This window comes from Delftia sp. 11MD (genome assembly GCF_050907895.1).
Taxonomy (GTDB): domain Bacteria; phylum Pseudomonadota; class Gammaproteobacteria; order Burkholderiales; family Burkholderiaceae_C; genus Comamonas; species Comamonas tsuruhatensis.
The window spans coordinates 1830041-1844364 of sequence record NZ_CP194333.1 but is presented as its reverse complement, the minus strand read 5'-3'; the positions used below and the strand labels follow the sequence as shown (position 1 = coordinate 1844364).

13 protein-coding genes are annotated in these 14324 nt (G+C 65.6%); all 13 read right to left on the bottom strand.

What is annotated here, in order from left to right; translation table 11 throughout:
• Window positions 1-28: 28 nt before the first annotated feature.
• On the bottom strand, window positions 29-847 hold the full coding sequence (locus tag ACRSCF_RS08285) for a polysaccharide deacetylase family protein (RefSeq protein ID WP_034364146.1): 819 nt from the start codon (window positions 845-847) through the stop codon (window positions 29-31).
• Window positions 847-2118 carry a YncE family protein gene (locus tag ACRSCF_RS08280; RefSeq protein WP_047326700.1) on the bottom strand — a complete coding sequence of 424 codons (1272 nt, stop codon included), beginning with the start codon at window positions 2116-2118 and terminating at the stop codon, window positions 847-849. Before ACRSCF_RS08280 ends, ACRSCF_RS08285 begins: the two co-directional genes overlap by 1 nt.
• Window positions 2119-2270: 152 nt before the next feature.
• Window positions 2271-2795, bottom strand: a complete 525-nt coding sequence (locus ACRSCF_RS08275) for a phosphoribosyltransferase (RefSeq protein WP_012206807.1) — start codon at window positions 2793-2795, stop codon at window positions 2271-2273.
• 43 nt (window positions 2796-2838) lie between these two features.
• Window positions 2839-4215, bottom strand: a complete 1377-nt coding sequence (locus tag ACRSCF_RS08270) for an adenylosuccinate synthase (RefSeq protein ID WP_012206808.1) — start codon at window positions 4213-4215, stop codon at window positions 2839-2841.
• A 39-nt stretch (window positions 4216-4254) separates the two neighbouring features.
• Window positions 4255-5403 (bottom strand): ATP phosphoribosyltransferase regulatory subunit, encoded by a 1149-nt coding sequence (locus ACRSCF_RS08265; RefSeq protein ID WP_034364148.1) that lies wholly within the window; start codon window positions 5401-5403, stop codon window positions 4255-4257.
• 201 nt (window positions 5404-5604) lie between these two features.
• Window positions 5605-6495 (bottom strand): protease modulator HflC, encoded by an 891-nt coding sequence (gene hflC / locus ACRSCF_RS08260; RefSeq protein WP_016447552.1) that lies wholly within the window; start codon window positions 6493-6495, stop codon window positions 5605-5607.
• Window positions 6496-6507: 12 nt separating this feature from the next.
• A complete protein-coding gene (gene hflK, locus ACRSCF_RS08255; protein WP_016447553.1) occupies window positions 6508-7902 on the bottom strand; it encodes an FtsH protease activity modulator HflK in 1395 nt (464 codons plus the stop codon).
• A 71-nt stretch (window positions 7903-7973) separates the two neighbouring features.
• Window positions 7974-9188: a GTPase HflX gene (hflX, locus tag ACRSCF_RS08250; protein WP_016447554.1), complete on the bottom strand. Its 1215-nt coding sequence runs from the start codon at window positions 9186-9188 to the stop codon at window positions 7974-7976.
• A 67-nt stretch (window positions 9189-9255) separates the two neighbouring features.
• Window positions 9256-9507, bottom strand: a complete 252-nt coding sequence (gene hfq / locus ACRSCF_RS08245) for an RNA chaperone Hfq (protein WP_012206813.1) — start codon at window positions 9505-9507, stop codon at window positions 9256-9258.
• 102 nt (window positions 9508-9609) lie between these two features.
• Window positions 9610-10956 carry a ribosome biogenesis GTPase Der gene (der, locus tag ACRSCF_RS08240; RefSeq protein WP_016447555.1) on the bottom strand — a complete coding sequence of 449 codons (1347 nt, stop codon included), beginning with the start codon at window positions 10954-10956 and terminating at the stop codon, window positions 9610-9612.
• A 15-nt stretch (window positions 10957-10971) separates the two neighbouring features.
• A complete protein-coding gene (gene bamB / locus ACRSCF_RS08235; protein ID WP_244387918.1) occupies window positions 10972-12129 on the bottom strand; it encodes an outer membrane protein assembly factor BamB in 1158 nt (385 codons plus the stop codon).
• A gap of 20 nt (window positions 12130-12149) precedes the next feature.
• Window positions 12150-12833: a YfgM family protein gene (locus tag ACRSCF_RS08230; protein ID WP_016447557.1), complete on the bottom strand. Its 684-nt coding sequence runs from the start codon at window positions 12831-12833 to the stop codon at window positions 12150-12152.
• A 70-nt stretch (window positions 12834-12903) separates the two neighbouring features.
• The gene (gene hisS / locus ACRSCF_RS08225; RefSeq protein WP_212646543.1) at window positions 12904-14163 is read right to left on the bottom strand and encodes a histidine--tRNA ligase; all 1260 of its coding nucleotides are present in this window, start codon (window positions 14161-14163) and stop codon (window positions 12904-12906) included.
• Between the last annotated feature and the right edge of the window lie 161 nt (window positions 14164-14324).

The window sequence follows — 14324 nt, the reverse complement described above, 5'->3', positions numbered from 1 at the left end:
ATCGCCCGCCGCGCTGCGCGCGCGGACGTCATGCGAATTTTGCTATCCAATCCCGATAGTCGGGATGCTCCCGCAGCGTGCGGAAACAGAACCCCTGCTTGAGCAGGCCCGTGATCAAAGGTTCCAGCACGGCCGGTGCCCAGGGGTCCTTGCGTGACCAGATGCCCAGATGGGCCAGCAGGATGTCGCCGCTGCGGATGTTCTTGAGCGCCTGGGCCAGCAGCTGCGCATTCGGGTAGCGGTCGCTGGGCAGCTCGTCGCCCAGAAAGCCTGCGCTGGACCAGCCCACATGCATGTAGCCGCCCTGCCGCGCGGCGTCCAGCAGCGCGGGCGAGGTCTTGCCGCCGGGCGCACGGAACAGCGGCAGGGGCTTGCGCCCGGTGATCTGCTGCAGCCGCTGTGCAGCCCTGCGGATCTCGTCGCAATAGCCTGCCGCATCGACCGTGAAGTTCTCGTTGGCGCGTGGCCCGGCCGAGGGGCGCACGCGAAAGCCCGTGACCGGACCGTTCTTCGAGGCACGCAGATCACCGCGCCAGTACATGTGGTCGTAGGTGTGCGAGGCGAACTCATGGCCTTCGGCGGCGCGTGCGCGCCACCAGGGCGCCCAGGTCTCGCCCAGGCTGCCGTCGCCTTGCTGCGTGCGCTCGTTGGCGGCAAAGAAGGTCACTGGCACGCCATGGCGCTTGAGCACCTCGGCCACCAGGTCGGCAATGCCCATGTGGCCCGTGTCGAACGTCAGGTACACGGTCTTGGCGCAGCCCGTGCCCTGCCCTGCGGCCATCGCGGGGCGCAGCAGGCTGAAGGCGGCGGCGCCAGCCAGCGATTGCGCAAAGAGTCTGCGGTCCATCAGCGCTGCGCGTGGGCCAGTGTCCAGACACCGTGGGGCGACTTGCCGACCTTGACCTGCTGGACCACCTTCTTTTCGACGGTGTCGATCACCGACAGCTTGCGCGCCCAGCGCGAGCTGACCAGCAGGTAGCGGCCGTCGGCGGAAACGTCCATGCAGTCCGGGCCTCCCGGGGCCGGGTAGCTGGCCACGACCTGGTTGGTCTGCATGTCGATCTTGCTGATGGTGTTGGCCACGCGGTTGCTCACATACAGGTGGCGGCCATCGCCGGCGGCACGCATGGCGTGGGCGCCAGCGGCTGTCTTGATGCGGGCCACGCTGCGCGGCTCGGGCCCGGTGATGTCGAACACTTCCACGCCATCGCTGCCGGTCAGGCCGATGAACAGCTTGGTGCCGTCCGGGCTGCCATAGAGATCGGCCGGCATGGGGCCGGTGGGCACGCGGGCCTTGATGGTCTGCGTGGCGATGTCGATGGCCACCAGGGCATCGCTGTCCTGCATGGTGGAATAGATGGTCGTGCTCCTGGCATCGATCCAGAGATGGCTGGGCGTCTTGCCCGTGGGCACGCGCTTGACCAACTGCGGGTTCTGGCCATCCCAGCGGTAGATGTCGATGTGGTTGAGGCGGTTGGCCGCCGTGACGAACCACTTCATGTCCGGGCTGAAGCGCAGGTGATAGGGGTCGATGATGTCGCGGATCACGCGCTGCACCTCGCCCGTGCGCGGATCGACCAGGGTCAGGGTATCGCCCAGCGCATTGGCCACGACCAGCGATTTCTCGTCAGGCGTGAGGTAGAGGTGGTGCGGCTCCTTGCCCGTGGGAATGCGGGCCGTCTCCTGCCAGGTGACCGGGTCCACGATGCTGATGTTGGCATCGAGCGAGTTGAGCACGAAAATGGGCGTGGGACCCTGGGTCTGCGGCGGCGGCGTGACACGCGCAACAGGCGCAACTGGCGCTACCGGGGCAGCAGAGGCCGCAGGCACGGAAGGCGCGGCGGGAACGGCAGCGGCCTGAGCCGATGCAGCCTGCGCCTGGACGGCTGCAGGCGTGGCTGAGGCCGCACGGGCCGATTTGGATCCGGGCAGGGACGCCACGGCCAGCCAGGCCAGCGCACCGCCGCCCACAACCAAAGCCACAGCCGCGCCCAAGCGCCCGACGGAAAGACGTTTCACAAAGCACCACCTTCTGAGAATCTGCGCAGTGTAGCCGCGCCATTCAGCCCTCGGACGCTCTAGGGCATCGGCTTTTGAAGCTGTGCAAAAAACCGACATTTACGCGACGTTGGCCCGAGATATCGCGACAAGCGCGCCAACCCATGACTTGCATCAAGGCATGACGACAACGCATGAAAACGCAGGCCACAACGACAAAGGGAGCCGGCTGGCTCCCTTTGCAGGCAAGGACCTTGAAAGCGCAACGGCTCTCAGATCTTCCACTTTTCCATGAGCTTTTCGGGACGCAGCGTGTCGTAGTGCTCGAAAGGCTGGTGGATCCAGGGGTTGGTCGGCAGGTAGTCCACCGAGTAGTCAGGCGTGAACGCGGACAGGCCCTTGGTCCAGATCACGGCGCTGCGCAGCTCGGTGATCGGCGGATAGTTGGTCTTGAGCATGGCGATCACGGCATTCAGCGTGTGGCCCGAATCGGCCAGGTCATCGACCAGCAGCACGCGGCCGGCAATCTCGCCCTTGGGCGTGGTGATGAAGCGCGCGATGTCCAGATGGCCCTGCACCGTGCCGGCCTCGGCGCGGTAGGAGCTGGTGGACATGATGGCCAGCGGCTTGTCGAAGATGCGGCTGAGCATGTCACCGGGGCGCAGGCCGCCACGGGCCAGGCAGAGAATGGTGTCGAATTCCCAGCCGGACTGGTGCACTTTGATCGCGAGCTTTTCGATCAGTCCGTGGTATTCGTCGTAGCTCACATACAGGTGTTGACCGTCTTCCGTCAGCATGGAATGGCTCCTGGTTCAATCTTGGGGTTCAAACGCCAGCAGTTCACTGGGCGGCGTAGGGGTTTTGCATCAGGATGGTGTGATCCCGGTCGGGGCTGGTCGAAACCATGGCGATGGGCACGCCCGTCACTTCCTCGATGCGCTCCAGATAGCGGCGGGCATTGGCCGGCAGCTTGTCGTAGTCGGTCACGCCCACGGTGGAATCGGTCCAGCCGGGGATGGATTCATAGATGGGCTTGCAGCGGGCGATCTCGTCGGCGCCCATGGGCAGCAGGTCGATCTTTTCGCCGTCCAGCTCATAGCCCACGCACAGCAGCAGTTCCTGCAGGCCGTCGAGCACGTCGAGCTTGGTGATGCACAGGCCCGACAGGCCGTTGACCTGGGCGCTGCGCTTGAGCAGCGCGGCGTCGAACCAGCCGCAGCGGCGCGAGCGGCCGGTGGTCACGCCCTTTTCGGCGCCCACGGTGCTCATGTGCCAGCCCGGCGTGCCTTCCTTTTCCCAATCCAGTTCGGTGGGGAAAGGACCGCCGCCCACGCGGGTGCAGTAGGCCTTGGTGATGCCCAGGATGTAGTGCAGCATGCCGGGGCCCACGCCGGAACCGGCAGCCGCATTGCCGGCGACGCAGTTGGACGAGGTGACATAGGGATAGGTGCCGTGGTCCACGTCCAGCAGCGTGCCCTGCGCGCCTTCGAACAGCAGGTTGGCGCCTTCGGCGTGCGCGGCGTTCAGCTCGCGGGAGACATCGGCCATCATGGGCTTGAGCAGCTCCGCATGGCGCATGGCCTCTTCGTACACCGCGTCGAATTGCACTTCGCCATCCTTGATGTACGGCTTGAGCGCGTCACCGAAGGTGAAGTTCTTCGAACCCAGCACGTTGACCAGGATGTGGTTATGCAGGGCCAGCAGTTCGCGCAGCTTGGTGGCGAAGCGCTCGGGGTACTTGAGGTCCTGCACGCGCAGTGCGCGGCGGGCAATCTTGTCTTCGTAGGCGGGGCCGATGCCACGGCCGGTGGTGCCGATCTTCTCGGTGCCGCCCTGCTCGCGCGCCGCTTCGCGCGCCACGTCCAGCGCCGAGTGGAAGGGCAGGATCAGCGGGCAGGCTTCGGACACGCGCAGGCGGTCGCGCACTTGCACGCCGGCCTTCTCCAGGCCTTCGATTTCCTCGAACAGCTTGGCGGCCGACAGCACCACGCCGTTGCCGATATAGCACTTCACGCCGGGGCGCATGATGCCGCTGGGAATCAGGTGCAGCGCGGTCTTCACACCATTGATGACCAGCGTGTGGCCCGCATTGTGGCCACCCTGGAAGCGGACCACGCCCTGGGCGCTTTCGGTCAGCCAGTCCACCAGCTTGCCCTTGCCTTCGTCACCCCACTGGGTGCCGACCACGACCACGTTGCGACCTTTGGTAGCTTTCATATTCAAATCCGATGAAATCCGAAGAAATTGACAAATGCGTCAGATGGCTTGCACGGCCCACTGCCCGGCAACCTGCACGAGCTCACGGTCGCAGTGGAACTCGTCCACTTCGCTTTCATGGCCTGGCAGCACGCAGACCACGGTCTCGCCCTGCCGGCGCAATGCCGCGATGGCGGCTGCCACCTGGGGATCGTCGCCCCAGGGCGCACGGATGGCAGCCTTGAGCGGGCGCTCGGGCACAACGGCCACGAGCTGCTTGATGTCCAGGCTGAAGCCGGCGGCGGGCCGGTTGCGGCCAAAGACCGCGCCCACCTCGTCATAACGGCCGCCGCGCACCAGCGCGTCGCTGGCACCCGGAACATAGATGGCGAAGCGCGTGCCGCTGTAGTAGGCATAGCCGCGCAGATCGGCCAGATCAAAGCTCACGTTCACGCCTTCCAGGCGCTGGGCAAGCCAGCGCAGCTGGTCCAGCAGAGGCTGCACGCCTGCCGTGCGCGCCAGCAGCTTCTCGGCGCGGTCCAGCACCTCGATGCCGCCGTACAGCTGCAGCAAGGCCATCAGGCCTTCGCGCGAGGCGATGGGGAAGTCCCGGGTGAGGCGCTCGAGTTCGCTCGCATCCTTGGCGGCCAGCGCGGCATGCACGCCGCGCAGCACCTGCATGTCCACCATCACGCCAGCCAGCAGGCTGCGCACGATGCGCACATCGGCCAGATCGACGTTGATGTCGGTGACGCCCGCGCTGCGCAGGCAGTCCAGCGCCAGGTGCAGTGCCTCCAGGTCGGCTTCCATGCCCTGGTGGCCGTAGATTTCGGCACCGAACTGCAGCGGCTCGCGCGTGGCGCGGGGGCGGTCAGGGCGGGCATGGACGACGGGGCCGCAGTAGCACAGGCGCGTGAGGCCCTTGCGGTTGAGCAGATGGGCGTCGATGCGAGCCACCTGCTGCGTGGTATCGGCACGCAGGCCCATGGTGCGGCCCGTCAGCTGGTCGATGAGCTTGCAGGTCTGCAGGTCCAGCGCCTCCCCTGTGCCGGTGAGCAGGGATTCGAGGTACTCCAGCATGGGCGGCATGACCAGTTCATAGCCATAGCCACGTGCGGTATCGAGCAGGCCTCGACGCAATTCTTCGATGTGCCGGGCCTCGGAAGGCAAGACATCGGCGATGTGATCCGGCAGGACCCAAGCAGACATGGAAAAAGGGGGAGGCTGTTAAAAACGTGATTCTACCGGCTGTTGCGGGCCAGCCCAAATTGGGGGTGTCCCAAGGCCCGCGAGGAGCGTTCGGTATTCCGAATCGATTCGGTGTGCGGGCGCCAGCGGCAGCGCAAGAAAAAACGGCGCCCCAACAGGGGCGCCGTGCATGGGCCGGGCGGCGTTGCCGCTCAGGCGTTCTTACTTTCCAGAGCTGCCGCCGTTGCGGTAGGCCTTGAAGAAGTCGGTCTGCGAAGGATCGAGCACAAGCACGTCGCTCTTCTTGGCAAAGCTGGACTTGTAGGCCTCCAGGCTGCGGTAGAACTGCGCGAACTGCGGGTCCTTGCCAAAGGCGTCGGCATAGGTGCGGGCGGCTTCCGCATCGCCCTCCCCCTTGAGCTTCTGGGCATCGCGGTAGGCGTTGGCGATGGTGATCTCGCGCTGGCGATCGGCCTCGGCGCGGATCTTCTCGCCTTCGGCGGCGCCGGTGGAGCGCAGCTCGTTGGCCACGCGCTTGCGTTCGGCCTCCATGCGGCGATAGACCGATTCCGTGATGGTCTCGGCATAGTCCACGCGCGTGATGCGCACATCGACCACGTCCACGCCCCAGGGCTTGGCGCCGCGCACGGTCTCCAGCACTTCGCGCTTGACGTCGTTCATCAGCGCGTCGCGCTTGCTGGACAGAAGCTCGCGCACGGTGCGGCGGTTGATTTCCTCCTGGAAGGCGTTGCGCACCACGCGGTTGAGCTGCATGGCACCGGCCGACTCATCCAGGCCCACGTTGCGGATGTACTCCGACGGATCGGAGATGCGCCAGCGCACGTACCAGTCGATGACCACGCGCTGCTTTTCGGCAGTGAGCATGGGCTCGGTGTCGGTGCTGTCCAGTGTGAGCAGGCGCTTGTCGATGTAGCGCACGTTCTGGAACGGCGGCGGCATCTTGATGTTCAGGCCCGGCTCGGTGATCACTTCCTTGATCTGACCCAGGGCATAGACCACGCCGAACTGGCGCTGATCGACGACGAACAGCATGGAGCTGAGCAGCGCCAGCGCCAGAAGAATGCTGGTGATGAAAAATCCAACTCGGTTCACTTGGGCTGCTCCTCAGCGTGCTTCGCGGTCACGGCTGCGACTGCTGTCGCGGCTGCGCGCATCGTTCGAAAGGCCGGGAATGGCGGCAGGCGCAGGCGCCTGGGTGCTGGGGGCAGCCGAGCCATCGGCTGCCGGCACATTGCCGCTCACGCCTTGCATGATCTTGTCCAGCGGCAGGTACAGCAGGTTGGAGCCCTGGCGCGATTCCACCAGCACCTTGGTCACGTTGCCGTAGATCTGCTGCATGGTTTCCAGATACATGCGGTCGCGCGTGACCTGGGGCGCCTTCTGGTACTCGGTGAACACCGAGCTGAAGCGCTGCGCATCACCCTGGGCCTGGGCCACGATGCGGGCCTTGTAGCCATTGGCCTCTTCCAGCAGACGTGCCGCCGAGCCGGCTGCGCGGGGCACCACGTCGTTGGCATAGGCCTGGGCCTCGTTCTTGGCGCGCTCGCGCTCCTGGCCGGCACGCAGCACGTCGTCGAAGGCGGCCTGCACCTGCTCGGGCGGACGCACGCCGCCTTGCTGCAGGTTGATGCCCACGACTTCCACGCCCACCTTGTAGCGGTCCAGGATGGTCTGCATCAGGTCGCGCACGCGCGGCGCGATCTGGTCTCGCTCCTCGGCCAGCGCCGTATCCATCTTCATCTTGCCGACGACTTCGCGCACGGCGGTCTCGGCGGCCTGGACCACGGCCTCGGACGGGTTCTTGCTCTCGAACAGCCAGGCACGCGCGTCGCTCAGACGGTACTGGACGGCGAACTTGATCTCGACGATGTTCTCGTCCTCGGTGAGCATGGCCGACTCGCGCAGGCCCGTGCTCTTGATGATGGTGTCGCGCCCCACGTCGGCCGAGCGGATCTGCGTCACGAACACCAGTTCATGGCGCTGGATCGGGTACGGCAGGCGCCAGTTGATGCCGGCACCCACCGTGCTCTTGTACTTGCCGAACTGGGTGATGACGGCCTGCTGGCCTTCCTGGACGATGAAGATGCCCGTGCCCATCCAGATGATGAAGGCAATGCCGGCAATCAGGCCCACGCCCATGCCGGCACTGCGCATGTCCGGCGGCTGGCTGCCACCGCCATTGCGCACGGGCGGCTGCCCGCGGCCACCGCCCGGCTTGCCCCCGAACAGGCCCGAAAGCTTGCGGTTGAGGTCACGCCACAGCTCGTCCAGATCCGGCGGCTGGCCACCCCCACCCGAGGAGGGACGGTTGTCACGGCTGTCGCGGTTGTCGCGTGCGGGTTCCGCAGGCGGCGGCGCAGCGGGACGGTCGGCATCGGGGCGCGAGGCATCGTCGTTCTTGTCGTCGCCACGTCCCCAGCGCGGATCATTCAGGTTGAACATCCCGCGAAGGCGCTGCGGCAGCATCGCCCAGCGATGGGCGCGTTGTGAAAGATTCATGCGAGAAGTCTCGGTTTCTTCGGTAAAGACAGGGACCCAATCGGCATTTTGCCCAATCAGGGCGCTAGCCCCTAGTATTCGGCGTCCTGCCCAGGGGGCATCGCGCCATCCACCTCCCCTTCGCCCCGCTCTTCACCACCATGCGCTTCGGCGTATTCCGCTTCTGCGCGCAGTGCGTGGTCGGCCAGCAGCTGCCGCAGCTGCGGCAGCCCCTCACCGGAGCGGGCGCTGACAAACACCCGTGAAACAGGTAGCCCGTCAAGCTCGTACTGGTCCTGCAACTGCGCTGGAAGCCGCTCTTCATCGACGGCATCGAGCTTGTTGAAAACCAGTACCAGAGGCACCTCCTGGGCACCGATTTCCTTCAGAACTTTCTGGACTTGTTGGATTTGTTCCGGGAAATTCGGATTGGAGGCGTCAACCACATGCAGCAGAAGATCGGCATCGATCGCCTCCTGCAACGTGGCCTGGAATGCATCGACCAGCCCGTGCGGCAGGTCGCGGATGAAGCCCACGGTGTCCGACAGGGACACCGATTGCCGGGCCTCGTTCAAATACAGCTGGCGCGTGGTCGTGTCCAGCGTGGCGAACAACTGGTCGGCCGCATAGGCCCGCGCCTTCACCAGCGCGTTGAACAGCGTGGATTTGCCGGCATTGGTGTAGCCGACCAGCGAGATGTTGAAGATGCCATGGCGCTCGCGCCGGCGGCGCTGCGTGGCGCGTTGCTTCTTGACCTTCAGCAGCCGTTCCTTGGTGCGCTTGATCGATTCGTCGATCATGCGGCGATCCAGCTCAATCTGCTTTTCGCCAGGGCCGCCGCGCCCGCCGATGCCGCCCATCTGGCGCTCCAGGTGGGTCCAGCGGCGCACGAGGCGCGTGGCCACGTATTGCAGGCGCGCCAGCTCCACCTGCAGCTTGCCTTCATGGCTGCGGGCGCGCTGGGCGAAGATCTCCAGGATCAACAGGGTGCGGTCGTTGACCGGCATCTGCAGATGGCGCTCCAGATTGCGCTGCTGGGCCGGGCTCAGGGCCTGGTCGAACAGCACTTCCTGGGCACCGTGCATCTGGGCGAGCATGCGGATTTCGTCGGCCTTGCCGCTGCCCACGAACAGCGCCGCATCGGGCACCTTGCGCTTGCAGGTCAGGCGTGCAACGGGACGCAGGCCGGCCGTGCCGGCCAGCAGGCCCAGCTCTTCCAACTCGCCATCGAAATGGGGAAAGCCGAAATCCACGCCCACCAGCAGCACTGGCGTTGGCGTGGACCGGTCAAAAGATTCAGAACTCAAGAAAAACCTCTCCCGAAGGGTGAGGAAGCTCCCCGGCTGTGCGGGGAGGCATCAGGGCGCAGCGAGCTCAAGCGCTGGCGTCGCTGCCGGCAGCTTCGGCCGTGGAGAAGTTCACGGCGCGGCCGGGAACAATGGTGGAGATGGCGTGCTTGTAAACCATCTGGGTGACGGTGTTGCGAAGCAGAACCACGTACTGGTCGAAGGATTCGATCTGGCCTTGCAGCTTGATGCCGTTGACGAGGTAGATGGACACCGGCACATGTTCGCGGCGCAGCGCGTTCAGGAACGGGTCTTGGAGGAGTTGGCCTTTGTTGCTCACGATATTCTCCGTGTTCGAAGAGTGTTGTTGTAAACCGACACCTTACCACAGTGTTTTGGGCCCCCTGTCTGCACAAGGGTTTTCCCCAAATTCCGTGGCTTGTTATTTGTCCTTGTCGGCGAAAGGATTATGAGAGGTTTTCAACTCGATCCGCAACGGCGTGCCGACCAAATTGAATTCCTTGCGGAACCGCCCTTCGAGGAAGCGCTTGTAGGCCTCCGTCACATGCTCGAGCGAATTGCCGTGTATGACGATGACCGGCGGGTTCATGCCGCCCTGGTGCGCGTAACGCATCTTGGGTCGGTAGATGCCTGTCTTCTTGGGCGTCTGGAACTGCACGGCTTCCATCAGCAGGCGCGTGAGCACCGGCGTGGGCATCTTGCAGGTGGCTGCCTTGTGCGCCTGGATGATGGAGTTCCACAGCGGACCCAGGCCCTGGCGCTTTTCAGCCGAGATGAAGTGCATGGGAGCGAACTTCAGGAAGGACAGGCGCGTCTCGATCGAGCGCTCCAGCATCTGGCGCTGGTAGTCGTCCACCGCATCCCATTTGTTCACCGCCAGCACCACGGCGCGGCCGCTTTCCAGCACATAGCCGGCAATGTGCGCATCCTGATCGGTCACGCCCTGCGTGGCATCGATGAGCAGCAGCACGACGTTGGCGCTCTCGATGGCCTGCAGCGTCTTGACGACGGAGAACTTCTCGATGGCCTCGAACACCCGCCCCTTGCGGCGCAGGCCTGCCGTGTCGATGAGTTCGAACTTCTGGCCGGCGCGCTCGAAGGGCACGGAGATGGCATCGCGCGTGGTGCCCGGCATGTCGAAGGCGACCAGTCGCTCCTCGCCCAGCCAGGTGTTGATCAGCGTGGACTTGCCGACGTTGGGGCGGCCGGCCACGGTGAGGCGGATGGGCTTCTGGGCCACGTCGTCGAAGGGGTCGTCTTCCTCGGGTTCGGGCAGGTTGAGCTGGCCCAGGGCCAGGTCGACCAGGCCGCGCACACCCTGTCCGTGCGCGGCGGAAACCGGCAGCACTTCGCCCAGGCCCAGTTCGTAGAACTCGGTCAGCTGCACGCCTTCCTTCATGCCCTCGGCCTTGTTGGCCACGAGCACGCAGGGCTTGCCCAGACGGCGCAGGTACTTGGCGATGTCATGGTCCTGGGCAGACATGCCCAGGCGCGCATCGACGACGAAGACCACGACGTCGGCCTCGGCCACGGCCTGCTGCGTCTGGCGCGCCATCTCCTTGAAGATGCCGCTGGATGCATCAGGCTCGAAGCCGCCGGTGTCGATCACGATGTATTCGTGCTTGCCCTGGCGGCCCTGTCCATAGTGGCGGTCACGCGTGAGGCCCGCGAAATCCGCGACGATTGCATCCCTCGACTTGGTCAGCCGATTGAACAGCGTCGATTTGCCCACATTGGGTCGCCCTACCAGGGCAATAACTGGCTTCATTCCCGAAAATACCTATCAATCCGGCCGGAAGCCGTACACAGTTCCGCTGCGGCTTACCACCACCAGCGTATTGGCAGCCGATACCGGGGGCGAGGCCACACCGGAGTCGTCCGTCTTCAATCGTGCCAGCGCCTGTCCGTCCGTCTTGGACAGCAGGTGCACCACACCATAGTCATCACCAAACACCACCGAACGGCCCAGCATCAACGGCGCCGTCAGGCGGCGGTGCTGCAACTGGTCGATGGACCACACGCGCGAGCCGTCGCCGCGGCGCCAGGCCTGGACGGTGCCATTGCTTTCGGCGCCGAACACGGTCTCGCCATCGCCGTCGATGCCGTCGGCACCCTTGGACGACTGGGTCCAGCGCACCGATGCATTTTGCGTATCCACACAGCCCACGGCAGCCTGGAAGGCGCGCGCGCAGACGCTGTCGCCGACACGGCTGACGCGGCCGACGAGGTCCACCAGGCGCTCCACGTCATTGGTGCCGCGCGGGCTGGCCAGCGGGGCCTCCCAGCGCACGGCACCTGTGTCGGGATCGATGCCCACCATGCGGCCCGACAGGCCGGCCACCAGGGTGTTGCCCACGGCGATCAGAACGCCGGGCTGGCGCAGCACCAGGGGCTCGCCCGGGCGCTGTGCGGTCCACAGCTTGCGGCCGTTGGCGGCATCGAATGCGGCCAGCGAGCGGTCGGCCGCCAGCACGAAGACGCGGCCGCCCGCCACCAGCGGCGGCGTGTAGGCGGCTGCGGGCAGCGGCTGATTCCACAGCTGCTTGCCTTGCGAGTAGACGATGACCTGGTTGCTGCGCGTGAGCACGGCCTGGCGCTGGGCGTCGCCACCCACGCCCGCAGTCAGCGGCTCGCCAACGGTGAAGCGCGACAGCTGGCTGCCATTGCGCGCATCGAGGGCCGTGACGCTGCCGTCCTTGGCCGCGATCAGCAGCGTGTCACCCTGCACATGGATGTCGGTGGCCAGCGGCACTTCGGCGCCCAGCTTGGCCGTCCAGGCCTGGTGCACTGCCAGCAGGCCGGGGTTGGCCCCCAGTTCCTTGGGCTTGGGCTTGGTGTCGCTGCTGAACCACGAGGAGACCGTGGAGCAGCCGCCCAGGGCACCGGCCAGCAGGCCCAGAGCCATCCAGCGCGCAACGCCACGCGGGCGCGAGATTGCCATCAGTTGATCTGCCGAAGTTTTCAAGGTTGCTTCTCCGAGGTCGAAGTCTTGGCCTGTGCCAGCACGGTGGGCGTGGCGCCCAGGGCGTTGAGCTTGAATTCGATCAGGCGTCCGTAGTCCACGCCCTTGTCCAGGAGCGCATGGGCGCGCTGGTAGGCGTCGATGGCCTCGGCCGTCTTGCCCTGGGCCGCAAGAATGTCACCGCGGCGGTCGGCCACGATGCCGGCGAAGGATTCGGGCATGCTGCCATCCAGCGCCTTCAGGGCTTCGTCGTACTGCTTTTGCTGCTCCAGCACGGCGCTCAGGCGCAGCTTGGCCAGGGCCTTGTAGCCTTCGTCGCCCTTGTCGGCCACCCAGGTCAGGGCTGCCTTGGCATCATCGAGCCTGCCTTCGTCCACTGCAGCCTTGGCCAGCAGCAGGCCGGCCTGGGCTGCCTGCGTGGTGCCGGCGTACTTGTCCTTGAGATCGGCAAAGGCCTGGCCGGCGCGCGCCGCATCCTTGCCTGACAGCGCCACATCGACGGCATGCGCCAGAGCGGCAGCCTGGGTGGCCTGGCGCTTTTCCCAGTACTGGTAGCCATTCCAGCCGGCAAAGCCGACAAAGATGACCACGAGCACACCCGTGATCAACGTGCCCCAGGTATTCCAGAAATGCTTGAGCTGCTCTATCTGCTCTTGTTCTTCGAGATCGAAATGGTTTGCCATGAATCGCCTGTGTCGCCTTGTGTATGGAGGACGCCGCTGGAGCGGTGGCCTGGAAAGCTGCGGATGACGGTCAAACCGCCGATTGTAGGGTGGCAGCCCATTGGGCCGCATCGGCCAGGGCTTGCTGCACCTGCTGGCCCGTGCCGTCGCGCAGCGACTTGACGGTGACCAGGCCCTGCTGCAGCTCGTCGGAGCCGAAGATCAATGCGAAATGCGCGCCACTGGCGTCGGCCTTCTTGAACTGCGACTTCATGCTGCCCAGGCCTTCGGCGCTGGCCGCATGCATCTGCACGCGCACGCCGGCCTCGCGCAGTTGCTGCAGGGTGCGCAGGGCCACGGGCATGGCCGACACGTCGGGAACGATGGCGTAGGCATGCAGCGTGGGCGCGGGGATGTCGGCGCCCAGCTCCTTGACGAGCTCCAGCACGCGCTCCACGCCCAGTGCCCAGCCCACGGCCGGCGCGCTCTTGCCGCCCACCTGTTCGATCAGGTAGTCGTAGCGGCCGCCGGCGCAGATGGTGCCCTGCGCGCCCAGCATGTCGGTGATGAACTCGAACACCGTGAGGTTGTAGTAGTCCAGGCCGCGCACCAGGCGCGGATTCACGGTCCAGGGCACGCCATTGGCGTCCAGGATGGCCTTGAGTCCATCGAAGTGGGCCAGCGAGCCCTCGCCCAGGAAGTCCAGCAGGCGCGGCGCCCCGTTGACCATGGCCTGCATGGCGGGATTCTTGGTGTCCAGCACGCGCAGCGGGTTGCTGTACATGCGGCGCCTGGCCTCTTCGTCCATCACGTCCTGGTGCTGCTCCAGGTAGGCGATCAGGGCCTGGCGGTGGGCCTGGCGCTCCTCGGGCTGGCCCAGGCTGTTGATTTCCAGGCGCCACTGCGTCAGGCCCAGCTGTTTCCACAGGGAGACGGCCAGCAAAATGAGCTCGGCATCGACATCGGGGCCGGCAAAGCCCAGGGCCTCGGCACCGATCTGGTGGAACTGGCGGTAGCGGCCGCGCTGCGGGCGCTCGTGGCGGAACATGGGGCCCATGTACCACATGCGCTTGCCGCCGTCGTACAGCAGGTTGTTTTCGATGGTGGCGCGCACCAGGCTCGCCGTGCCTTCTGGGCGCAGCGTCAGGCGCTCGCCATTGAGCTTGTCCTCGAAGGAGTACATCTCCTTTTCGACGATGTCCGTCACCTCGCCGATGCCGCGCACGAACAGTTGCGTGTGCTCGACGATGGGCGTGCGCACGTTGCGGTAGGCAAAGCGCGCCATCAGCTCGCGCACCTGCGCCTCCAGCCATTCCCAGCGAGCGGACTCGGCGGGAAGAATGTCGTTCATGCCTTTGACGGCGGAGAGTTTTTCGGGTTTGGCCACGTTGTTCTCGTTCGATGAATGCTCGGAAACAGGAGCAGACCCCGCCTTTTGCGCTCCATGCCCCCACGCGCATTCCGCGTGAGGCCCCATGAAACAAAGCGTGGTGTGCTATCTATTTTGCAATA